General features: G+C 70.2%; 21 protein-coding genes. 12 read left to right on the forward strand and 9 right to left on the reverse strand.

Annotation, left to right across the window (positions count from 1 at the left end; genetic code table 11):
* From KDM41_04000 to KDM41_04015, 4 genes are all read left to right on the forward strand, one after another.
* Window positions 1-1,596: hypothetical protein (locus KDM41_04000; GenBank protein MCB1182573.1), on the forward strand; the 1,596-nt coding region annotated here is incomplete at its 5' end.
* A gap of 176 nt (window positions 1,597-1,772) precedes the next feature.
* Window positions 1,773-2,249: a DinB family protein gene (locus tag KDM41_04005; protein ID MCB1182574.1), complete on the forward strand. Its 477-nt coding sequence runs from the start codon at window positions 1,773-1,775 to the stop codon at window positions 2,247-2,249.
* A 143-nt stretch (window positions 2,250-2,392) separates the two neighbouring features.
* Window positions 2,393-2,890 (forward strand): rubrerythrin family protein, encoded by a 498-nt coding sequence (locus KDM41_04010; protein ID MCB1182575.1) that lies wholly within the window; start codon window positions 2,393-2,395, stop codon window positions 2,888-2,890.
* 451 nt (window positions 2,891-3,341) lie between these two features.
* On the forward strand, window positions 3,342-3,662 hold the full coding sequence (locus KDM41_04015) for a sulfurtransferase (protein MCB1182576.1): 321 nt from the start codon (window positions 3,342-3,344) through the stop codon (window positions 3,660-3,662).
* A 19-nt stretch (window positions 3,663-3,681) separates the two neighbouring features.
* Here the strand turns inward: KDM41_04015 and KDM41_04020 are convergent, their stop codons facing one another.
* Both KDM41_04020 and KDM41_04025 read right to left on the reverse strand, forming a co-directional pair.
* Window positions 3,682-5,682 carry a TonB-dependent receptor gene (locus KDM41_04020; GenBank protein MCB1182577.1) on the reverse strand — a complete coding sequence of 667 codons (2,001 nt, stop codon included), beginning with the start codon at window positions 5,680-5,682 and terminating at the stop codon, window positions 3,682-3,684.
* Window positions 5,679-6,158 (reverse strand): N-acetyltransferase, encoded by a 480-nt coding sequence (locus tag KDM41_04025; GenBank protein ID MCB1182578.1) that lies wholly within the window; start codon window positions 6,156-6,158, stop codon window positions 5,679-5,681. The genes KDM41_04020 and KDM41_04025 overlap by 4 nt, the downstream gene beginning before the upstream one ends.
* A gap of 98 nt (window positions 6,159-6,256) precedes the next feature.
* Between KDM41_04025 and KDM41_04030 the strand changes: the two genes are divergently transcribed.
* The 4 genes from KDM41_04030 (at window position 6,257) to KDM41_04045 (ending at window position 8,331) form a co-directional block, all read left to right on the forward strand.
* Complete coding sequence (locus tag KDM41_04030; GenBank protein ID MCB1182579.1) at window positions 6,257-6,847, forward strand: DUF3228 family protein; 591 nt, start codon at window positions 6,257-6,259, stop codon at window positions 6,845-6,847.
* Window positions 6,847-7,050, forward strand: coding sequence for a zinc-ribbon domain-containing protein (locus tag KDM41_04035; protein MCB1182580.1), 204 nt, complete (start codon window positions 6,847-6,849; stop codon window positions 7,048-7,050). Before KDM41_04030 ends, KDM41_04035 begins: the two co-directional genes overlap by 1 nt.
* Before the next feature lies 1 nt (window position 7,051).
* Complete coding sequence (locus KDM41_04040; GenBank protein ID MCB1182581.1) at window positions 7,052-7,525, forward strand: MmcQ/YjbR family DNA-binding protein; 474 nt, start codon at window positions 7,052-7,054, stop codon at window positions 7,523-7,525.
* Window positions 7,526-7,707: 182 nt separating this feature from the next.
* Complete coding sequence (locus tag KDM41_04045) at window positions 7,708-8,331, forward strand: hypothetical protein (GenBank protein MCB1182582.1); 624 nt, start codon at window positions 7,708-7,710, stop codon at window positions 8,329-8,331.
* 30 nt (window positions 8,332-8,361) lie between these two features.
* Here the strand turns inward: KDM41_04045 and KDM41_04050 are convergent, their stop codons facing one another.
* A complete protein-coding gene (locus tag KDM41_04050; protein ID MCB1182583.1) occupies window positions 8,362-9,474 on the reverse strand; it encodes an alanine racemase in 1,113 nt (370 codons plus the stop codon).
* Between the two features lie 82 nt (window positions 9,475-9,556).
* Between KDM41_04050 and KDM41_04055 the strand changes: the two genes are divergently transcribed.
* Genes KDM41_04055 through KDM41_04065 form a run of 3 tightly spaced genes read left to right on the forward strand, consistent with a single transcriptional unit; the run spans window position 9,557 to window position 11,745 of the window.
* Complete coding sequence (locus tag KDM41_04055; GenBank protein ID MCB1182584.1) at window positions 9,557-9,946, forward strand: zf-TFIIB domain-containing protein; 390 nt, start codon at window positions 9,557-9,559, stop codon at window positions 9,944-9,946.
* On the forward strand, window positions 9,940-10,512 hold the full coding sequence (locus KDM41_04060) for a LemA family protein (GenBank protein ID MCB1182585.1): 573 nt from the start codon (window positions 9,940-9,942) through the stop codon (window positions 10,510-10,512). Before KDM41_04055 ends, KDM41_04060 begins: the two co-directional genes overlap by 7 nt.
* Window positions 10,513-10,536: 24 nt before the next feature.
* Entirely contained in the window at window positions 10,537-11,745 is a 1,209-nt protein-coding gene (locus tag KDM41_04065; protein ID MCB1182586.1) for a M48 family metalloprotease, read from the forward strand.
* Window positions 11,746-11,963: 218 nt separating this feature from the next.
* On the opposite strand, the gene KDM41_04070 is transcribed toward KDM41_04065, so the two are convergent.
* The 6 genes from KDM41_04070 to pabB form a co-directional block, all read right to left on the reverse strand.
* Entirely contained in the window at window positions 11,964-13,250 is a 1,287-nt protein-coding gene (locus KDM41_04070) for a hypothetical protein (protein ID MCB1182587.1), read from the reverse strand.
* Between the two features lie 184 nt (window positions 13,251-13,434).
* Window positions 13,435-15,702 (reverse strand): response regulator, encoded by a 2,268-nt coding sequence (locus KDM41_04075; protein ID MCB1182588.1) that lies wholly within the window; start codon window positions 15,700-15,702, stop codon window positions 13,435-13,437.
* 41 nt (window positions 15,703-15,743) lie between these two features.
* Entirely contained in the window at window positions 15,744-16,226 is a 483-nt protein-coding gene (locus KDM41_04080) for a YfiR family protein (GenBank protein MCB1182589.1), read from the reverse strand.
* Window positions 16,227-16,384: 158 nt separating this feature from the next.
* Window positions 16,385-18,316, reverse strand: a complete 1,932-nt coding sequence (locus KDM41_04085) for a TonB-dependent receptor (GenBank protein ID MCB1182590.1) — start codon at window positions 18,314-18,316, stop codon at window positions 16,385-16,387.
* Between the two features lie 250 nt (window positions 18,317-18,566).
* On the reverse strand, window positions 18,567-19,184 hold the full coding sequence (locus KDM41_04090) for an aminodeoxychorismate/anthranilate synthase component II (GenBank protein ID MCB1182591.1): 618 nt from the start codon (window positions 19,182-19,184) through the stop codon (window positions 18,567-18,569).
* Window positions 19,185-19,189: 5 nt separating this feature from the next.
* Window positions 19,190-20,566, reverse strand: coding sequence for an aminodeoxychorismate synthase component I (gene pabB / locus KDM41_04095; protein ID MCB1182592.1), 1,377 nt, complete (start codon window positions 20,564-20,566; stop codon window positions 19,190-19,192).
* Between the two features lie 434 nt (window positions 20,567-21,000).
* Between pabB and KDM41_04100 the strand changes: the two genes are divergently transcribed.
* The gene (locus KDM41_04100; protein ID MCB1182593.1) at window positions 21,001-22,986 is read left to right on the forward strand and encodes a hypothetical protein; all 1,986 of its coding nucleotides are present in this window, start codon (window positions 21,001-21,003) and stop codon (window positions 22,984-22,986) included.
* Window positions 22,987-22,994 lie beyond the last annotated feature (8 nt).

A 22,994-nucleotide genomic window follows, 5' to 3' on the forward strand; every position in this document is an offset into this window, starting at 1 on the left:
TCCCTCGTGCCCCAGGACGGCTCTTTCCTCGCCCTGGACCCGGCCGGCGACCGGCCCGACGCCGTGGTGGTGAGCACCGCCGTCGAGGACCGCGTGCCCGACGTGCGCGCCGCCCGCGAGGCCGGCGTGCCGATCCTGCACCGCTCGGAGCTGCTGGCCCGCCACGTGGCCTCCCACCGCACCATCGCCGTCAGCGGCACCAGCGGCAAGTCGACGGTCACGGCCATGGTGTTCACCATCCTGCGCGAGGCGGGCCTCGGGCCCGGGTTGCTGACCGGCGCGGGCCTGGCCGACCTGGTCGCGGCCGGCCATCTGGGCAACGCCTGGGCGCCCGCGCCCGCGGCCGACGGCCCGCCGTGGCTCGTCATCGAGGCCGACGAGAGCGACGGCAGCCTCGTCCGCTACCGACCCTGGGCCGGCGTGGTGCTGAACCTCGGCCTCGACCACAAGCCGCCCGCCGAGATCATGGCCATGTTCATGACGTTCCGGGAGAACGTGCAGGGGCCGCTCATCGTGGCCGATCGGCCCGAGCTGGCGGACCTGCGCGGGGGCGCCCTCGTGTACGGGCTCGGCGACGGTCCCGGCCTGCGCGCCCGCGACGTCGTGCTCGAGCGGGACGGTGCGCGATTCACGATCGAGGACACCGCCTTCGGCCTGCCGGTGCCCGGGGCCTACAACGTGGAGAACGCCCTGGCGGCCGTGGCCGCGGCCCGGGCCGCCGGCGTGCCGCTGGACGCAGCCGCCCGGGCCCTGGCCGGCTTCGGCGGGGTGGCGCGGCGCTTCCAGACCGTGGGCGTGGCCGGCGGCGTCGAGGTCATCGACGACTTCGCCCACAATCCCGACAAGATCGCCGCCGCCCTGGGCGCGGCCCAGGACCTCGACCTCGCGGCCGTGCGCGTGGTCGACGAGCCGGACGTGGCGGCGGCGGGGGCGCGGGCCGTGGCGATGGTGCGCGGCGGCGAGGCCGACGTGCTCATGAAGGGGTTGATCGCCACCTCGGACTACATGAAGCTCATCCTGGACAAGGAGCGCGGCCTGCTGCCGCCGGGGAACGTGCTCTCCCACGTGAGCGTCTTCGAGCTGCCGGCCTACGTCGCGGCCTGCGGCAAGCTGCTCTTCGCCGGCGACGTGGCCATCATCCCGGCGCCGGACCGCGAGGCCAAGCGCCAGATCCTCGGCTACTGCCTCGACGCGGCGCGCAGCTTCGGCGTGGAGGCGCCCCGGGCCGCGCTCATCGCGGCCACCGAGAAGGTGAGCCCGCGCATGCCCGCCACCACCGACGCGGCGGAGATCGCGGCGGCCGGCGGCTTCGGCGACGCCATCGTCGAGGGCCCCCTGGCCCTGGACGTGGCCCTGTCGGCCGAGGCCTGCCGCATCAAGGGTCTCGACTCGCGCGTGGGGGGCGAGGCCGACGTGCTCGTGTTCCCGAACATCGAGACGGGCAACGTCTTCTACAAGGCGAGCACGCTGCTGGCGGGGGCGCGGCTGGCGGCGGCCGTGGTGGGCACCTCGGCGCCCTGCGTGCTGACCAGCCGGGCCGACAGCGAGGAGTCGAAGTTCCTGAGCATCGCACTGGGGTGCCGCCTGGTGAAGTAGGCCGGCGGGGGTGTCTCCGCCACCGCCGGGACGACCGTCTGCCGGAAGGGTCCGCGAGTCGCAGATTCCGGGGATCGCCTGGTCCGCACGATGGGATGAGTTGCGGCGAGGCGGCTTCCGGATCACGTTGGTGCACTGGACGACGTGACCGGAACCCCGGACGAGGACCGTTTTCGATGAGACTTCCCGCTCCCGCACCCGACACCCCGACCCTGGACCAGCTGCGCACCGCGTTCGGCCACGCCGGCCCGGACACCCCGGGGCGCTGGGGCAGCATGACCTGCACCCAGATGGTCCGGCACTGCCGGAAGTTCATCGATCTGTACCTGGGGCGCGTCGCCGTCCCCCTGCCCATGCGCCTGCTGGCCCGCCTGCTGGGCCCCCTGTTCCTGCGCCGGGCGCTGGCCAAGTCGCCGACCGCCACGCCCCGGAACCTGAAGACCCTGCCGGGAATCCGGTCCGGCGCAACCCCCGCCGGGGAATTCGAGGCCGAGCGCACGAAACTGCTGGCCGCTTTCGACGAGGTGGCGGCCCTGTCGGGAACCCATGACCACCCGCTCTACGGCCGGATGGACGCCGGGGATGTCGTCAACCTCATCCGGCACCACACCGCGCACCACGCCAACCAGTTCGGTCTGCTGGGCGGTTCGTGAATCCGGGGAACAAGGGCCAGGAAGTCCCCTGGCTGTCTGTAACACCCTGCAACATAAGATTTTGAAAATCTTTTCAATTTGATTTTATGTGTTCGATTGGACATGGTTGACGGGTGGAATCGAACCCCAGCCGGAGGACCGTCATGCCCAACACGACCGAAAACCTCAAGGAAGCCTTCGCCGGCGAGAGCCAGGCGTTCCAGAAGTACACGTCCTTCGCCGAGAAGGCCGAGAAGGACGGCATGCCCAACATCGCCCGCCTGTTCCGCACCACGGCCCAGGCCGAACGCATCCACGCCGCGGGCCACTTCCAGGCCCTCGACGGCGTCGGCGACACCGTGGCCAACCTGAAGGCGGCCATCGGCGGCGAGACCTACGAGTTCGAGGACATGTACCCGCCGATGCTGGCCAAGGCCATCGAGGAGGACCACAAGGCCAAGCGCATGTTCGGCTTCGCGGTCGACGCCGAGCGGATCCACGCCGAACTCTACGCCAAGGCCCTCGCGGCGGCGGAGAAGGGCGAGGACCTCGCCGAGACGAACTTCTACCTGTGCCCGGTGTGCGGCCACATCGAGTTCGGCGCGGCGCCCGAGCGCTGCCCGATCTGCAACGTGCCGGCGTCGAAGTACGTGCAGGTCTAACAGCCGCACCGTCTTCTGGTTTTCGAGGCCGGGTCTCCACCGTGAGATCCGGCCTTTTTTTGCGCCCAGCAGGGGGTCTTCCGCCATTCCGGTCTTGACACCCTGAATTTTGTATATACAATGTCCTATACAGTAATTGTACGGAATGCGAACACCACGGGGTCACGACTCTGGCGCCGTTCGACCATAGACCATCGGGAGAAGCACCATGAAGACTCTCAAGAACCTGCTCATGATCTGCGCCCTGCTCGCCGTCGGCGTCGTCGGTGCGGGCTGCGCGGACGACGCGGCCCTGGACAAGGCCGTCCGCTAGGCGGCCGGGATTCGACGGAGGCGGTGCCGGGGTGGGGCGCCGTTCCTCCACACGAGGCGGGTCGCTGTGCGGCCCGCCTTGTCGTATCGTGGGAACCCGCGGCGCCCGAAGGCGGGCGCGGCCAACGAGGAGAGCAACGTGCGCGACCTGACCGCCAGCGAACTGCGCGACCATCTGGCCGCGGCGAACGAACCGCCGCTGCTGCTCGACGTGCGCGAAGAGTGGGAGTACGGGATCTGCCGCCTGGAGGGTTCCCTGCTGCTGCCCATGGGGCGCCTGCCGGCGGGCATCGCCCATCTGGAGCCGGCGCGGGAGACAGTCGTGATCTGCCACCACGGCATCCGCAGCCGCATGGTCGCGGCCTTCCTCGAACGCAGCGGGTTCACGCGCGTCATCAATCTCGCCGGCGGCGTGGCCGCCTGGGCGCGGGACGTCGATCCCGACATGCCCGTCTACTAGGCCGTCCGGCCGCGCCGGATCAGAACCGCACCGCCAGCCCGCCCGAGAAGGTGCGCCCCCCGTTGGGCAGCCCCACCTGGTCGTCGACCCGCGTGTTGAAGACGTTGTCGAGCCGCAGGTGGGCCTCGAGGCCGCGCGCCGGGCGGTCGAAGCGCCATCCCAGGCGCGCGTTCCACACCACGCCCGCCGGCAGGCGGCGCAGGCCGGACGGGTCGGTGGCGTCGGCGCTCCAGCGGGGGCCGGTGACGACGGCCTCGGCCAGGCCGTTGGGCCCGCGCGGCGGCGCCCAGTTCAGGCCGAGCCGCGAGAGGTAGTCGGGCCGGTCCTCGGCGGGGCGGTCGAAGTCGGCGTCGTCCTTCACCCGCGCGGCCAGGATGGTGTGCTGGGCCGCCAGGTCGAGGTCCGGGCCCAGGCCCCACGAACCGGCGAGCTCGATGCCCGGCACCCGGATCTCGGTCCGGTTCACGCGCTGGAACTGGCGCGCCGGATTGTCCAGGCTGATGCGCTCGATGCCGTCCTCGAGATAGAGCAGGAAGGCCGCCGCCTCGATGCGCCAGCGGGTGGCCACGCGCGCGTAGCCGGCCTCGTAGAGCACCTGCTGCTCGGGCGCGAGGTCGGGGTTGGGCACGAAGCGCCCGAGGGCGCCGCTGTACAGCTCGCGCAGGGAGGGGGCCCGCGTCCGGCGCGACGCCGCCAGGTGCGCCTCGGCGTTGCCGGGCAGGGGTCGGGTCAGGCGCGCGTTCCAGGTGCCGTGGCTGGCGGCCTCGTTGGCCGGCTGGGGGCCCGACTCGGGCGTGGCCACGTGGTCGATGCCCGCGCCCAGGCGAACCTGCCAGTCGGTCACGGGGTGGAACTCGAACTCGGCCACCAGCGAGGCCAGCCACTGGCTGTAGGCGTCGGTGGGGCCGCCCACGGTCAGGATCTCCCGATGGTGGGTGTAGCGGGCCGTGCCCTGCACCGCGAGCTGGGTCGTGTCGCCCAGCCAGTGGGTCAGGCGGGCCTTGCCGTAGCCGGTGCGGTCCCAGTTCTTCTCGTAGTCGTCGCCGGTCTGCAGTTCGGCGTCCCAGCCGTCGGGGCCGCGCGGGTCGATCTCCTGGCGGAAGAAGTCGGCGCTCAGGGCCGTCGCCAGATCCCAGCGCCCCTCGCGATCGAGGGGCACCTCGAGGGTCGCGCCGAGCAGCGCCCGCTCGCGCACGGGGTAGCGCCAGAAGCGGGCGTCGGCATCGGGCAGGTGCAGCTCGGCGGGCACGCCCTGCTCGGCCGTCCAGTAGGTGCCCAGCAGGCTCAGCCGCCCCACCTCCCGCACGGCGCGGCTGCCCCGCACGAGGGCCGCATACTGGCTCAGGTCGCTGTTCAGGCGGCGGTCCGAGCCGTCGCGCTCGACCGTGTCGCTGGGCAGGTTCACGGCGTTGCGCCCGTGCCAGCCGCCGGCGGCCAGCACGTCCCAGGCCCCGAGGCGGCCGTTGTGCTCGAGCTCGGTGCTGCCCAGGACGTGTTCGCCCACCGTGAAGGCGACCCGGTTGCGCGGGGCCCCGGGCTCGGGCGTCGGGGTCAGGATCTTCACGCTGCCGGCCAGCACGCCGGGACCGTCGAGGAGGGTCGTCAGGCCCCGCGTGCCCTCGAGCCGGCTCGTGCCGACGACGGGCACGATCCGCAGGTCGGCGCGCTCGTCCCAGGGCAGGTTCAGGGGAATGCCGTCGAGGAAGACCTGCACGTGCCGCTCCGGCGCCCCGCGGATCATCAGCGGCGTCTCGCCGCGGCTGTTGGTCACCACGCGCGCCGAGGGGATCAGGCCGGCGACGTCGGCCAGCGAGCCGGGGTCCTGCACCGCCAGGCGGGGCGCGTCGATGCGGGTCCGGTCCGGACTGGGCAGTTCGGCCTTCTCGCCGCTGACGGTCACCGCGGGCAGCACCGTCGTCAGGGAGTCGGCGGGTGCGCCCTCGGGCCCGGCGGCCATCGCGGGGGTGGCCGCGAGCAGGCCCAGCAGGGCGCAGACGCGGGCGCAGCGGGGAAACATCATCTCGACTCCTTGGGACCGAAGCCGTCCTTGTAGCGCAGGATGCGCGCGGGGTTGCCCGCGACGATGGCGCCGTCGGGCACGTCCTTCGTGACCACCGCGCCGGCGCCGATGACCGCGTGGGCGCCCACCTTCACGGGCATGATGGTGCAGTTGGAGCCGAGGCTGGCGTGGTCGCCGATGTAGGTGGGCTTCCACTTCTCCTTCTCCGGCTGGGGCGGCATGGTGTCGTTGATGAACATCACCCCGTGGCCCACGAAGACGTCGCTGCCGATGTGCACCATGTCGCAGATGAAGGTGTGGCTCTGGATCCGCGTGCGGTCGCCGATGGTCACGCCCTCCTGGATCTCGACGAAGTGGCCGACCATGCAGTCGCGGCCGACCTTGCAGCAGTACATGTTCACGAAGTTCCAGATCTTCGTGCCCTCGCCGATCTCGCAGTCGCGAATGAGTTGCTTTTCGTTGACGGGGTAGGTCATGATGTCTCCTTGACGGCGGTCGCCGGTGGGCGGGCCCCGCCCCGGGCGGGCGGGCCGGATTTCGGTGCCCCAAGTTAATACACGTGGAAGGAATCGTCTTGAGAAATGATCCGGACCCGGCGCCGAGCCTCGGCTGGTCGGACTTCGCCGCGGGCCGCCACCGCCCCGGCGGCAAGCACACCTGGTTCGGGGGCACGCCGGACGAGCTGCTCGACCGCGTGCGGGCGAACTGGTCGCAGCGCCGCCCGGGCGCCGGCCGCACGGGCCTGGACAAGGTCGTCGTCGTGCCGGTCGATCCGGCCGGTTTCGTGTCCAGCACGGTGCGCGTCGACGAGTCGACGACCCTGCACGCCGCCTTCGAGCGCCGCCAGGCCCACGAGGACGGCTACGTGCGCGTGACGGCCGCAGGTCCCCGCGAGCCGGCGGTTCACGCTTCGGTCGTGCTCTATTCCGCCGATACCCTGCTCGAGAACGGGGGCACCCGCAGCACCGACTGCGCCTGGGAGGTCGTCTGCCTCATCGCCGGCCCCTCGGCCGACGAGCCCATGGATCCCCTGACCATGGCCCGCAACATGCTCGCGAAGCCGGGCGGCACCTTCTGCGCCTACTCCGCCGAGCAGTTCGCCGAGGCCGTGTGGTACTGGGCGGCCCGGGCCTCGGCGCACGTGCCGCCGCGCGAGGCCGACTGATGTTCTTCATCTTCGGCTTCGGGCCGCGCACGAAGGACCTGGGTCCGGACGGGGAGCGCGACTGCCCGCATTGCCACAACCGCCGCACGTGGCGGCGCTGGGAACAGCGCAACTGGATCACCCTGTTCTTCGTCCCGGTGATCCCGCTCGGCGCCAAACGCATGACCCTGTGCCCCATCTGCGGGTACGGCCACGAGGAATGAGATGGCGAAACGGAAGTTCGGCACCAAGGCGGCCCTGAAGCGCCGCCTCGAACGCAGGGCCGAGGAGGCCGCGGAACTCGCCCGCAAGGAAACGGCCGCCGAGCCCCGCCCCCTCGACCCCCACTGCGAGCCCCTCCGCGACTACCTGCTGGCCAAGCCGGGCGCCGAGGAGGGCTATCCCTTCGGCGACCAGGTCATGGTCTTCAAGGTGGGCGGCAAGATCTTCGGCTTCCTCGCCTGGGAGGCGCGTCCGGTCTACGTGTCGGTCAAGTGCGATCCGGAGCGCTCGGTCGAGCTGCGCGAGCAGTACAGCGGCATCACCGGCGCCTACCACCTCAACAAGAAGCACTGGCACAGCATCACCATGGACGGCTCGGTCGACCTCGAGTTCGCCAAGGCGCTGATCGACGAGGGGTACGAGCTGATCGTGGCGAGTCTGCCGGCGAAGGACCGGGAGCGGTTGCGGGGGTTGTAGGCTCGTTGCGTCCGTCCGGTCGGCAGGTGCGCGTCGGGACCGCCAGAACGGGCGCCGGGCCGTTTGTGGGGAACCTCGCTCGGGCCTTCCGTGTAGGAGCCGCCTTTCGACCACCCCGCCTCGCGACCGGGATCACCGGCATCGCGGCGGCTCGCCGGCCACCCCCACGAAGGACTGTCTCCATGCTCCGCATAGCCCTGCTGCTCCTGGTGTCGATCGCCGCCTTCCCCGCCGCCGCCCAGGAAACCGGGTCGCTGCCGTTCCATCTGCCGACACCCGAGGGCTGGAAAACAGAAACGATCCCCTTCCCCCTCGGCTTCGCGCCCGATCTGGACTACGCCGGACTGGAGGAGCTGCGGTTCGCCCCCGGCATGTTCGACTCGACGGCGGTGGACTTCTGGACCTACACCTTCGTGTGGTGGGTCGAGCCCGACGCGGACTTCTCGGTCAGCCGTCTCGAAGGGGATCTTGTCGCCTACTGGGACGGACTGGCCGCCGCCGTCGGGCCGGGCCGCGGCTTCGAGATGGGTGAGCATGAATCGACGGTGAGACTCCGCACCGAACCCGACCCCGAGTCGGTCGGTCCGATGCAGATCAGCGGTACGGCCCACATCTTCGAACCCTTCGTCACCGGACGCCCGCTGGACCTGTATCTGGAGATCCGCATCGACAGGTGCGAGCAGCAGGACCGGCGGGTGATCTCCATCGCGGTCTCTCCGCAGCCCGCGAGCCACGCGGTGTGGTCGACCATGGGCGACATCTGGCGGGGATTCTCGTGCGAGGCCGGGTCCCGGGGCGATCACTGATTCCCGGCGGAGTCGCGCGACCCCGAGGCGTCAGAACGTCACCGGCGCCTCCATCCGGTTCCGCAGCAGGTCGCAGCTCAGGCACGAGTGCACGGGCCAGACGAGCACCAGATCGCCCGGCACGAGGCCGTCGGCGAGGCCGGCGTCGCAGCGCACGACCCCGTGCTCCTGGGACAGGCCCGTCAGGACGGTGCCGGACAGCACCTCGCCGAACCCGTCGCCGGCGACCGTGCCGAGCCGCCCGTAGCAGGGTTTCCCGTCGGGACCGGCCAGGCTCTCCTTCGACAGGTGCACCGCCCCGCCGTGGATCACGATCTCGCGCCGCTCCGGGTACACCCCGATCACCGGACACGCCACCGCCGCCGCGAGGTCGCCCGGCCCGCAGCTCCCGATCGCCAGTTGCATCAGGTCACAGAAGACGAAGTTGCCGGGCCGGATCTCGTCGCAGGCCGACAGGTCATCCACCAGGCTGCAGCAGGGCGTGTCGCCGAACGAGAGCGGCAGATCGGGGCGGTTCGCGGCCGCACGGATCGCCTGCAGGCGCATGATGGCCACGTCGTAGACGGCCTGGACGGCCCGCCGGCTCCGCGCCTCGTAGGCGTGCCCCGCGTGGGTGAGCAGGCCGGCCGGCGCCAGCGATCCGGTGCAGGCGGCCAGCACGGCGTCCAGGCGTTCGCCCTGGTCCCAGGCCAGGCCGGAGCGGCGGTAGCCCGTGTCGATCTTCACCGACACCGCCAGCGGCACGTCGGCGACGGCGGCCAGCGCGGCGGTCACGTCCGGATCGTCGACGAGGAGCCCGAGCCGGCCGCCCTGCTCGTGCAGGTGCCGGGCCAGGGCCAGCGCGCGCGGCGTCTCCAGCGGGTTGTGCAGGATGGCCACCGTCATGTCGCGCCAGCCGAGGTCGGCGAAATGGTGCGCCATGTCGAGGCTCGAGACGGTGATGCGGTCGACGCCGGCGTCGGCGAACCAGCGCCCGACGGCGCCCGACTGGTGGGTCTTGAAGTGGGGGCGGAAGGCGGCGCCGGCCGCGCGGGCGCGCGCGGCCATGCGCGCGATGTTGGCCCGGGCCCGGGCCTCGTCGAGAAGCAGGGTCGGGCGGGTCACGCCGCGGGCCTGCAGGATTTCGCTGGTGGTGCGCAACATGAAGGCAGTCTAGCACGTCCGGCGGGTTTGACCGTTGCCAATTCGCCGCGCTTGATCGATCCTGAGGCGCAGGAGGGTTCCCATGAAATGCCCCGTCTGCCGCGTGCCGACCTTCGTGGTCGAGTACGACAACATCGAACTGGACCTCTGCGCCGGCTGCGACGGCGTGTGGTTCGACGCCGGCGAGCTCGAGCTGCTGCTCGACGACCGCCACGCCGTCCTCGCGGCGGCCGACACCGACGAGGCGGGCCGCGACTGCCCCATCTGTCGCCGCCGCATGGACAAGGTGAATATCGGCCCCGGACACCGTGTACTCATCGACAGCTGCCCGGACGGGTGCGGCCTGTGGTTCGACGCCCACGAGCTGGGCGACCTCACGGCCGACCTGGCGGCCAGCGGCTGGCAGGTCCCGCCGGACGTCCGGCGCTTCCTGAGCGAGATGTTTCCCCAGAAAGGTGAAGAATCATGCTAGCAGTGCCCCTGATGATCATCCTCGGCCTGATCGTCGTTGTCGTGGTGTGGGTGATCGGGATCTACAACTCCCTGGTCGGGCTGCGCAACCGGGTCAAGGAGGCCTGGGCCCAGGTCGACGTGCAGCTGAAGCGCCGCTTCGACCTGATCCCGAACCTGATGGAGACGGTGAAGGGGTACATGAGCCACGAGCGGGAGACCCTCGAGGCCGTGACCCAGGCCCGCGCGGCCGTGGCCGGAGCCGGCTCGGGCGACGTGGGGGCCCGCATGCAGGCCGAAGGCGCGCTGGGCATGGCCCTCGGCCGCCTGCTCGCCGTGAGCGAGGCGTATCCCGACCTGAAGGCCAGCACGAACTTCCTCGCCCTGCAGGAGGAACTGACGAGCACCGAGAACAAGATCGGTTTCGCCCGCCAGTTCTACAACGAGAGCGTCATGAACATGAACAACAAGGTGCAGATGTTCCCCGGGAACATCATCGCCGGCATGTTCAACTTCCAGCAGGAGAAGTTCTTCGAGGTGACCGACGAGGCCCAGCGCGAGGCCCCGAAGGTCAGCTTCGACAAGTAGTCTTCCGAAAGCGCGGCGACACACATGTGGGAACAGATCGCGGCCAACCGGCGCAAGTCGATCGTCCTGGTGACGATGATGGGCCTGCTGCTCGGCGCCCTCGGCTTCTTCGGCGGCGTGGCCTTCCTCGGGCGGGACGGGGGCGGCCTCGCCGGCCTCGTCCTGGCCCTGGTGGTGTGGGCGATCATGACGGCCACGGCCTGGTTCCAGGGCGACAACGTGATGCTGTCGGTGGCGCGGGCGAAGAAGGTGGCGCCGGGCGACCTGCCCATGCTCCACAACATCGTCGAGGAGATGACCCTCGCCGCGGGCCTGCCGAAGATCCCCGCCCTGTACGTCATCGACGACCCCGCGCCCAACGCCTTCGCCACCGGGCGCACGCCCGAGACGGCGGCGGTGGCCGTCACCAGCGGCCTGCTGCGCACCCTCGACCGCGACGAGCTGCAGGGCGTGATCGCCCATGAGATGGCCCACGTGCGCAACCGCGACATCCAGCTCATGCTCTTCGCGGGCGTGCTGGCGGGCGCCATCGTCATCCTCTCGGAGATCGGCCTGCGCGGCATGTGGTTCGGCGGCGGCCGCAGCCGCAGCCGGCGCGACGGCGGCGGCGACTCGGGAGCCATCTTCGCCGTGATCGCCGTGGTGCTGATGATCCTGGCCCCGATCCTTTCGCAGCTCATCTACTTCGCCGTCAGCCGCAAGCGCGAGTACCTGGCCGACGCTTCGGCGGCCACCTTCACGCGCTACCCCGAGGGCCTGGCCCGGGCGCTGGAGAAGATCGCCGGTGACTCGCACAAGCTGGGCAACGTGACGAGTGCGACTGCGCCGAACTACATCATCAACCCGCTGAAGCGGAGCGGAAAGATGGCGGCGAACGCCACCAGCACCCACCCGCCCATCGACGAGCGCATCCGCATCCTGCGCAGCATGGGCGGCGGGGCGAGCTTCCGGGCCTACGACGAGAGCTACCGCAAGGTGAGGGGGGGCGGGGGCGTGATCCCGGGCTCGGCGCTGAAGGACGATGCCGGCGCCGCAGCCGCGCCGCGCCGGGAGGCCCCGCGGCCGGAACCGGCGGCCCGGAAGGTGCGCGCCCGCGAGGTGGACGACTTCCTCTACGGCAAGGAAGGCTACCGCCGCATCCCGTGCGCCTGCGGCACCGTCCTGAAGATCCCGCCCGGCTTCGCCTCGCCGGGGGCCAAGTGCCCGCGGTGCGGGACGGTGCACAAGATCTAGGGACCGCGGTGCGGGACGGTTCACAAGATCCAGTGCCCGCGGCTTCCCTCCGGATCCATCGGGGCAGACCCGCTTTCGGCTCGGCCGCGAAGCGGGCCCGCCGCCCCGCCTCGGGTGCCCTAACGGTCTGCCGCCTATCGGGTCGGCGCAGTGGTTCGGGGAGCAGATCCGGTGAAAACGGATGGAATACCGATCCTCCGGCCTCCCAGCACTTCTTCCTAGCGGATGAGCGCCATGGCGCCGGTAGCGATCTCGTCGTCGGCGATCACGCGGTACCAGTACACGCCCGAGGGCGCCGCCAGCCCGGCGTCGTCGCATCCGTTCCAGACCAGTTCCTGCGGGCCGGTCGCCAGTCGACGCGAGCCGAAGCTCCGGACCTTGCGGCCACGGGCATCGACGATCTCGACGCGCACGTCGGCCGCCGCCGCCAGGACGAACGTCAGGACGGTGCGGGGGTTGAACGGGTTGGGATGGTTGGCGACGTGCGAGATCCGACTGCCGGGCACCTCGGGAGCGTCGGCGACGTAGGGGATCCAGCTGCCGACCACGTTGTCGAATTCGTCGAATTCGGCGGCGTCGTCGCCGGCGTCGAGGCGGACGAGCACCAGATCGCCAGGGGCAGCCGGAACAGAGAACGATACGGAGGCGAACAGGTCGCACGCGCACTTGTCGAAGAGGAAATCCCCCAGTTCCACACGAATGGTCTTGCACTCGCCGGTGGGACAGCCGCCGTCACACGGAGGCGCCGAGCCGATATAGCAACTCAGGCCGCCCGCGACCACTTCCGTCTCGACGTCCGTCGCGTCGACCAGGATGCCGTTGACTTCAACGGCCATTTCCGTTGCCACCGAGGGCGAGAAGTCCTGGCCCACGGCAAGGTGATACTCGAGAACGCCTGTGGCCACGCCGTCCTCGACGGTCAGCGTCAGGGCGGTGGCGGTGAAGTCCAACTGCGGGTCAGTCGGCAGCCCGGCAGGCGCTGCGGTGGCGATGAAGACCACCGCCTGGTCGCCGTCGATCTCCTCGTCGTGGCCGGCGAAGTGGGCGCGGGCGACCAGTATGCCGCCGAACTCGCCGTAGCCATCGGTGTCGAAGCTGACGGCCCAGCCGTCGGTCGGGTCGGTGTCGGATCCGAGAAGTTCGCCGAACTCAGGCGATGGCGGCAGGTCCTCGCCGCGGGTCAGATAGAGGTCTATGCCCAGGAGCGGATCGGCACTTGCGATGTCGAAGTCCACGGTGACCATGTCGCCGGCCGCGATCCGCAGGAAGGGCAGCCCGAGCAGGCGGCCGTACCCGCTGCTCGACGGGGCGACCGCGACGTTGATGTCGCCCTTCTGCGCGTCCCACTTCTTGAGACAGTCCCGTACGCAGAGATAGAAGTCCCAGGAAAGGTCGCTGTAGCTGCCCAGGCAGTCCTGGATGCAGTCGTGCATCTCGGTCATGGTGTCGGCCTGGGCGGGAAGAGCGAAGAGCAGGACGCAGATCGCGATCAGGAGTGACTTCATGGCGCACATCCTTTGTGGTCAGGGAGCGCAGCGGAAACCGGAGTCATTCTATCTGAATCAGATCGGCGGTGTCAACGGGGCTGGACAAGGTTGCGGACCGGTCCTGGCGGGAGTCGACGACACGGGTCGGAGCCGCGGCCGGAGGCGGCCCGCGTCGACGGCCTCGATCCGCGCAGCCACCGCACTACGTGGCGTCCACCGTCCCGGGCAGCAGGTCCGCCAGCACGGCGCACAGGTGTTCGCTGTCGATGGGCTTGGGCACGTACCCGTCCATGCCCGCATCCAGGCAGCGATCCATGTCGGAGCTCAGGGCGTGGGCGGTGACCCCGATGATGGGCAGATGGCGCCCGGCGACCGCCTCATCGCGCCGGATCCTGCGGGTCATCTCCAGGCCGTCCATGAGCGGCATCTGCACATCCGTGAGGATCACGTCGTAGGTGTCGCGTCGGGAGGCGACCAGACCCTCCTGGCCGTTGGCCGCCATCGTGACGTTGCAGCCGAGCTTGCGGAGCAGCAGGCGCGCGAAGGTCTGGTTGATGGGGTTGTCCTCGACGACGAGGACGGAGAGTCCCTGCAGCGAGGGCCCGACGCGGCTGCGGGCGGCTTCGTCCTCCTGCCGGGCCGGGCGCTCGCCGGGCGGCGTGAGCACGGTCTGTAGCCGGGTCGGTTTGATCGGCGTGACGAGGTTTTCGCAATGGGGGCACATGCCGTCGCCGCCCTGGCCGAGGGCGGCGAGGGCGAGGGTGCGGGTGTCCGGGGCTGCCAGGGCCGCGTCCAGGGCCGGCCGGAAGCCTCCCGCCAACGACCTCGCCAGTTCGACCTCGTAGAAGAACAGCGAGGGCCGCGTCCCGGGGTCCGTCATGCGGGCGACCAGTTCGGAAGGGTCGGTTTCCGGGCCCAGCATCTCCACGTCCCATTCCAGGGCGACGAGTTGGGCGCGCAGGGTCTCGACCGCCAGGCCCGAGCGCGCGTAGACGAGCACGGGGGCGCCGGCGCCCCGCGGCCAGATGCCGTCTTCGTGGCCCACGGGCGGAAGCGCCACCGAGAACGAGAAGGTCGTCCCCACGCCGACCTCGCTGTGCAGGGCGAGTCGGCCGCCCATGAGCTCGACCAGCTGGTGCGAGATGGCCAGGCCGAGGCCGGTGCCGCCGTACTTGCGCGTCGTCGAGGCGTCGGCCTGGGCGAAGGCCCTGAAGACCGTCGTCTGGGCCTTGGGGTCGATGCCGATGCCCGTATCGCGCACGGTGAACGAGATCGCCCCGGGAGCGGACGGCCCCGGGGCCACGGACAGGACGACCGAGCCCTCGGCGGTGAACTTGACGGCATTGCCGAGCAGGTTGACCAGGATCTGACGCAGCCGTCCCGGGTCTCCGGTCACGTGCCGCGGAACCGCCGGATCCAGGTCGCAGACGAACTCGACGTCGCGGCGGGCCGCATCGAGGCCGAAGGTGTCGGTGATCCCGTCCAGCAGCGCGTAGAGGTCGAAGATCAACGACTCGAGTTCGAGGCGCCCCGCTTCGACCTTCGAGAAGTCGAGGATGTCGTTGATGATGTTCAGCAGGGCCTCGGAGCTGTCCTTGACGATCATCAGGTTGCGGCGCTGCTCGATGTCGAGATCGCTGTCGAGGGTGAGTTCGGTCATGCCCATGATGCCGTTCATGGGGGTGCGGATCTCGTGCGACATGTTGGCCAGGAACAGGCTTTTGGCCTGGTTGGCCCGATCGGCCTCCTCGACCGCCTCCTGCAGTTCCATCGTGCGCTGCGCGACCTTCGACTCGAGCGTGCGGTTGTGTTCCTCGAGCTCGGCCCGCGACTGGGCCAGGCTGCGGGCGAGGGTGTTGAACGCGGCGCCCAGCTGGCCGAGCTCGTCGCCGGCCTCGGTGGGAACGCGCACGTCGAGGCGCCCCTCGGACATGGCGGCCGCGGCTTCGCTCAACTGGGCGATGGGTCGCGTCAGACGGCGGGAAACGGCCGTGCCGGCGGCCAGCCCGAGCAGCCCGACCAGGGCGCTGACGACCATCGTGGCCATGCGGTTGCGCTCGACCTCGAACTTCATGCCCACGGTGTCCACGTGCAGCACGAGGGTCCCGAGCAGGCGGTCGCGGGGGCCGATCGGGGCGACGACCTCGAGATGGTCGCCGTGCTGGTTCACGCGGGTCTCGCCGACGGGACGGGCGTGGTCCCGGCAGAGCTCGCGGCCGGCCACCGTCCGGCCGTGCGCATCGATGACCTGCACGCCGGTGATGCCCGGATCGTGGGTCGCGCTGGCCAGCGTCTCCTCGAGGCCGCGGACGTCCTCGAACTCGAGCGAGGCCACGAGATTGTAGGCGAGAACCTCGGCCACGCCGACGGCCTTGGTCTCGAGGGCGGCGCGAACGAGACGCTCCATGCGGGGCGGGAAATAGAAGGCGATCGAGAAGGCTCCCATGAGCGAGACCGCGACGATGGTCAACGAGACTTTCGTCCTGATGCTCAATGCGTGCCAGCGGGACATCATCGGTCCACCACCTCGCACAGGCGCAGGACGCGCGCATCGAGTTGATGCCCCTCGGCGTCGAGGGCGGCGAGATTCACTTCGAGTCGGGGTCGATCGCGATCCAGGCGCAGTCCCACGGACAGGCCGGCCTTCACGAGCCCGGGCGTCCCCGTGATGGTCAGGATGCCCGCCGTGCGCGTGGCGCCCACGATTTCGCCCAGCACGTCTTCGTGGCCGGCGGTGACGTAGACCACGTCGACGTCGGCGGCAGCGATCTTACGCGCCATCTCGTCGGGATCGCTCCAGCTGAGGGTGCGGAAATCGAAGTGCACGTCGTTGACGGTCTTGTCGGCCGACCGCGACAGGGCGTCGACGATGGCCGTCATGTTCGCGTCGGACTCGGGGCGGCCGGACCGGTGCAGGACGCCGATGCGGAGATTCGGGTTCGGGGCCTCCCACAGCGTGCGGTCATAGGTGAGCATCTTCAGGAAGATCGGCACCTGGGCGTCCTCGGGGATCGTCTGCGGCCGGGCCGATGTGGACCAGGCCACGAAGGCCAGGACGAACAGGGCGACGGTGGCGCCGCGCGGAACGCGACCGCGTGCCTTGGACCGCGGCAGAAGGTTTCGGATGCCGTTCGACGTCTTCAGGATGACTCCTAGAAATCCACGGCCAGGCTCATGATGATGCGGCGCCGGTGCGCGCCGGCGGATACCGAGTCGTGCACCCGCTCGTCGAAGAGGTTCTGGGCACCGAGCACGAGACGGCGGTGTTCGGCGACGAGGCTCCAGGTCAGGTCGACGAGAAACTGTTCCGCGACCGGTGCCGCGACCACGCCGAAGTCGCCGCTCGGGTCAGGCGGGGCCGACCGGTACCGGCCAACGACCTGGAGATTGTGCCCGCCGCCGGGTTTGACCGCTGCGGAGAGGTTGGCGTGGTGGACGGCAGCGTCCCCCTGTTGCTGTTCGGTGTCCGAGTCGACGAGCCACACGTATGCGTACCAGGTGCCGAGTCGCAGCCAGGGCCAGGGATCGGCCTGCACACCGAATTCGCCGCCGGTGGCGGTCCACGAGTAGACATTCTGGAACGCGATCTCCGCCGGCACGCCGGCCGGCAGGGGCGGCGGATAGAACGCCAGCGGGATCGGACTGATCAGATCGTTCAGGTCGTTGCGGAAGGCGGCCGCCTGCAGCAGCACGTCCCGGCCGACGAGCCCCTGGTAGCCGATCTCGAAGGCGCCGATGGTCTCGCTCTGGATCCCGCTGTCGCCCCGGATCACCTGCGGGAAGCCGGGCAGCACCTCGAACGAGGTGTCGAGGTAGGTTTCGATGTAGGTCGGATCGCGGTACGCGCGGCTGTAGGTGGCGCGGATCGCATGGTCCGGATGCGGCTTGAAGACCAGGCCGCCGCGGGGCGCCCAGTGGCCCCCCACCTGCGGGTGATGATCGTAGCGAACGCCGGCCGAAACCGTGAGCTTCGCGTCGACGCGCCACTCGTCGTGGATGAACGCGGCGTAGCTGTCGGTCTTGACGTGGTCGCTGCTGTCCTCGAAGTCGGCGCTCTGGTGCCGGAGGCTGGCCCCGTAGAGGAAGAAGTGGCGCTCGGCCAGACGCGACGAGTGCCGGATCTCGATATCGTGCATGTCGCTCTCGAAGTAGGCCTTTTCGGTGGAGAAAAGGCTCGGCGACGAAAGGTCCGCCCCGATGCTGTTCAGGTACCAGCGCGCTTCGAGGCCGCCCCGCCGGAAATCGGCGCGCAGGTAGGACGTGTTGCCTCGCGTCGCGAGATGGGTTCCCGAGGGGATCATCTCGCTCCGGCCGCCGGTGATGCCCGCGCTCAGGGCGATCTGCCCGTCGTCGCCGAGATCACGCGCGACGCTGCCGGTGAACCGGCAGATCTCCGTCTCGAGTTCGCCGGTCTGCCAGCTGTCGGAGCGATCGCAGGCGGTGGTCAGTTTCCACGCATAGGCGCCGCGCCGCTCGGCATGTCGCAGCGATCCGTAGGCCTCGCCGAGATCCGAAGCCATCACGCGCGCCGTGGTGCCGGGTTTCTCGTCCGGCGTGAAGGTGATGATGTTGATCACGCCGGCGAACGCGTTGGCACCGTACATCACGGAACCCGGGCCCAGGATCACCTCGATGGCCTTGATGTCCTCGAGGGCGACGGGCAGCTGGTCCCACGGGGTGATCGAGTAGAGGTCCAGGTACACCGCCCGCCCGTCGATCATGACGAGCATGGTGTTCGAACCCTCCTTGTTCAGCCCGCGCGCCGACACGTCGTAGCCGGAGCTCGTGGATTGGGCGACATCCAGGCCCGGTACGCGGTCGAGCACTTCGGGGATGTTGCGGGCCCCGCTGGCGGCGATCTCCTCGGCCGTGATGACCGTCGCGGCAACCGGCGAGTCGCTCACCTTCTGGGCGTACTTCGAAGCTGTCACGATGGTCTGGTTAAGGAGCGACTCGAGGTCGAGTTCGCTGAAGTCGGAGTACTCGACCTGGTTGTCGGCGCGGACGACCGACGGCAGTCCGGCGCCGACGGCAACGGCCGTCAGGGCCGCGATGGCAGCCCACCTGGGTGGATTCGGCGACATGCACAACAAGCGGGGCCTCCTCGTGGAGCGGTGACGGCCATGAGGTGCTGCGTAAAGTCCTTACCTTCATGTAGGTTTTCGGCCGTACGCCCGCCGACTTGACCGCAGATCGCCCCTTTGTCTGGTCACCGCTGATCTTCATTGCCGGGGTCCCGTCGGACGACGACTCCCGCGGGCGGCCTCGGTGCCGGTACCGCGGGAGGGTCGGAACAGTCCGGTCTCTGCGTGTGCTTGCCCAAGGTCTGCGCGCCTACACGTCCCTGTCCACGATGCTGATGTTCATGTCCCCGCGCAGGAACGACCACAGCACCTGCTTGCCGTATTCGGTCCCGATCGACTCCGGGTGGAACTGCACCCCCTCGATGGGGTGCTCGCGGTGGCGCACGCCCATGACCAGCCCCTCGTCCGTCCAGGCCGTCATCACCAGGCAGGCCGGCAGCGCCTCGCGGTCGGCGACGAGCGAATGGTAGCGCATCACCTCGAGCGGCTCGGGCAGGTGGCCGAAGAGGCCGCACTGGTCGTGGAGGATCAGCGAGGTCTTGCCGTGGCGCGGCTCGGGCGCCCGCACGATGCGGCCGCCGTAGGCGTGCACGATGCCGATGTGGCCCAGGCACACGCCCAGCACCGGCACCGTCGGCCCCAGTTGCCGGATCACGTCGGTGCACACGCCGAAGTAGGCCGGGTCCTCGGGCGAGCCCGGCCCGGGCGAGATGATGATGCGCTCGGGCGCGAGCGCGCGCAGTGCGTCCACGGTGATCGCGTCGTTGCGGAAGACCTGCGGCTCGACCCCGTCGCACAGCTCGGCCGCGTACTGGAACAGGTTCCAGGTGAAGCTGTCGTAGTTGTCGAGGATGACGGTGCGGGGAATGTCGCTCACGGCGCCCTCCGTGCGGCCAGGCCGCGGACCGCCGCGATCAGCGCCCGCGCCTTGTCCAGGGTCTCGTCGTATTCGGCGCCGGGATCGCTGTCGGCCACCACGGCGCCGCCGACGCCGAAGGTGGCGCGTCCGTCGCGGCAGACGAGGGTGCGGATGACCATGCCGAGGTCCATGGCGCCGCCCGCGTCGATGAAGCCCACCGCGCCGCTGTACACGCCGCGCACCACGGGCTCGAGCCGGTCGATGATCTTCATGGCCTCGATCTTGGGCGCGCCGGTCATGGAGCCGCCCGGGAAGCAGGCCCGCACCAGGTCGAAGGCGTCGTGCTGCGGCTTGAGCCGTCCGCGCACCGTGGAGACGAGCTGGTGCACGGTGGCGTAGGTCTCGACCACCTGCAGCTCCGGCACGTGCACGCTGCCGATCTCGCACACCCGGCCCAGGTCGTTGCGCACGAGGTCGACGATCATGACGTTCTCGGCCAGGTCCTTCTCGCTGGCGGCCAGCCCGGCGGCGATGGCCGCGTCGGCGGCCGGAGTCGCGCCGCGGGGCCGCGTGCCCTTGATGGGACGGCTCTCGACGGTGCGGTCGGCGTCCAGGCGCAGGAAGCGCTCGGGCGAGGCGCCCACCACCGCGAACCCCGGGAACTGCAGGAACGAGGCGAAGGGCGCCGGATTGATCTCCCGCAGGGCCGCGTAGAGCTCCCAGGGCGATCCCGGCAGGTCCATCTCGAGGCGGTGCGTCAGGCACACCTCGAAGACGTCGCCCCGCCGGATGTGCCCGCGGCAGGTCTCGACCGCCGCCATGTAGGCGGCGCGGTCGAAGTGGGCGCGCACGTCGGGGCCGGGTTCGCCCGCGGCAGGGGCCGGGGGCGCGACGGCCGCCGGGGCGCCGGGCTCGCCGTGGTCGCAGGTGGCGATGTCCTCGCACACGAGGAAGGCCAGGTCGGGCAGGCCGAGATCGTCGGCGCCGGTGTCCGGCAGCCGCTCGACGACGTGGGCCGTCTCGTAGCCGAAGTAGCCGACCAGGCCCGCCTCCAGGCGGCCGGCCGCACCGCCCCGCGGGAAGTAGCGCGCGGACAGTTCGCGCAGCACGGCGAAGGGATCGCCCGCGAAGCGCCGCACCGTCGGTGCTCGCCGCTCGCCGCCGCCGGGCTCGCGCCAGGTGGTCAGTTCGAAGTCCATTTCCGGGGCTCGGTCGCCGCGCCGCCGCCGACCCGTGATCAGCGCCGACGGGTCGGTGCCGAACCACGAGCGCCGGCCCAGGCCGCCGGCGCCCAGCCCGCTGTCGAGCAGGAATCCGGGGCGGTCGTCGCCGAGGACGGCGGCCCGGCGCCAGAAGGCGTCGGCGGCGGGGCTGCGGGGACTTTCGGTCATGAACGGGCCATCCGGCGGCTGGGGTCGGGGCGGGCGGCACGGGCGTCCGGGTGGGGGCCCCGCCGGGTGAGCGGATCACGATCCGCGCCGCCGGCGGTTTCGTCAAGCCGGAGCGCGCGGCCGGCGCCCGCGAGAGCGGGCACCGAAGCGTCTTGAGGAATCGTGCGTTCGAGCGTGAACATCGGGTAAAAAGTCCCGCGCATCGGCCATCCCGGATTGACAGGAACGGACCCCGTGATCTAGATTTCGATCCCCTGACAACGAAGTGACAAGTTCCTTGCGAGGATCGATTCGCGCAAGGGTTCGAGCCGCCCGCCGGACCACCATCACCGGCCCGCCGCCCGCCCCCCCGAGACCATCGGCGCGACGTCACCGGACCGACCGGCGTGGGAGAGACGCCGCGGCCCGGTTTTTCCTCCCCTGCGGGAAGTGACATGGCTCTGAAACACCGCCTGACGCGCCTCGTCCTGCTCGCCGCGATCGCCGGCGTGTGCCTGGGCGTGGTCGGTCCGGACGCTCTCGCGCGGCCGATCACGGGCCTGTATACCGATGTCGGGCTGCTCGGGCTGACGGTCACGAACCTCGGCTACGTGGGCAACGGCTTCGAGACCACGCGTCCTTCCGGCGAGTACCCCATCAACTCCAACGTGGAGCACATCTTCCTCGGCGGGCTGTGGGTGGGCGCCGAGACCCTCGACGGCGACCGCCGCGTCTCGACGGGCGCCCAGGACGCCTCGACCCTCTCGGCGGGCGAGGAGATCCGCGAGTTCGGCGACTACCTCGAGACCGTCGAGCCGGTCAACGTCTGGTCGAACCAGCAGAACGCGCTGAACTACAACGCCGCGGCCATCGCCAACATGCACATCGAGATGCCGTTCACCGACGCCATCAGCCTGCCCAACTCGTCGCACACGCCGCTGGGCCTGAAGGTGGTGCTGCGCGCGTTCGCCTGGTCGAACCAGTTCGCCGACGACTACGTGATCCTCGAGTACAACATCATCAACCAGTCGAGCTCGGTGCTGCAGAACCTCTACGTGGGCTACTGGACCGACACCACCATCGGCAACACCGACAACACCGACCCCTACGACGACAACGCGCCGGTGGGCTGGAACTACTACGACGACGTGAACGGCGCCTTCGGCCCGGCCGCGTGGGTGCCGCCCGCCTACACCGTGCCCGACGATCCGGACATCTGGATGATGTGGGAGCGGGACGACGACGGCGAGGACGGCCTGGCCACGAGCTGGATCGGCTGTCGCCTGCTGGGCTCGTCGCGCACGGCCGAGCCCGACTCCGGCACCGCGCCGGTGTCGTACAACGCCTGGGCCTTCCGCCACGTGCCGGCCGAGGACGACTTCTATCCGAACCCGGACGACCCCGGGGAGATCCTCGAGGGCAAGTACCAGATCATGAGCAACGGCGCCTTCACCGTGGGCGAGACCCAGGAGCGCGACTACACCATCCCGAGCGACTGGGTGGCGCTGCTCTCGACGGGGCCGTTTCCCCTGCTCGTGCCCAACGACACCCTGACGGTCACCTACGCCATCGTGGCCGGGGCCGACTCGCTGGCGCTCCTGGCCAACAGCCGCCTGGCCCAGCAGGCCTACGACAACGGGTTCGACCAGCTCGACGGGCCGCCGTCGCCGCTGCTCGAGGTCGGCACCATCGACAACTCGATCCGGCTCACCTGGGAGCCGGGCGTGCCCGTCGACGAGAACGGCGACCCCCTCGAGGCCGACGACGCGCGCCGCATGCCTGAGCACCACCTGGGCGAGCTCGACCAGCTGCCCGACTTCCAGGGCTACCGCGTGTATCGGGCCCGGCTGGCCAAGGGCCAGGTCGGCGACCCCTACGAGACGATGCAGCTCGTCGCCGAGTTCGACCTCGTCGACGGCATCGGCTTCGACACCGGCCTGCCGCCCCTGAACGCCCAGGGCCGGCGCGAATTCATCGACACGGGCCTGACCGACGGCTTCCCCTACGTCTACTCGGTCATCTCGTACTCGGCGGCCAATCCCGTGCTGGGGCTGGGCGAGCTGTCGAGCAGCCTGCACGACAACCTGGTCGAGGTGTATCCCGGCCCGGGACCGGCCGATCCGGCCGACTGGGGCGGCGTCGGCGTGTATCCGAACCCCTACCGGGCAGCGTCGCTGTTCGACGAGCGCACGGGGCGCAGCGTCGAGAAGGGCCGTCATATCTGGTTCACGGGGCTGCCGGCGCGTTCGCGGATCCGCATCTACACCGTGGCCGGCGACGTGGTCCGCACCATCGAACACGACGATCCGAATACGGGCCAGCACGACTGGGACGTGCTGAGCGACTACGGCCGCGTCATCGCCAGCGGCCTGTACATCTTCTCGGTCGAGGACCTGACGACCGGCGAGGTGCGGCGCGGGAAGCTGGTGATCATCAAGTGAGCAACCGG

Source organism: bacterium (assembly GCA_020440705.1).
Taxonomy (GTDB): Bacteria; Krumholzibacteriota; Krumholzibacteriia; order LZORAL124-64-63; family LZORAL124-64-63; genus JAGRNP01.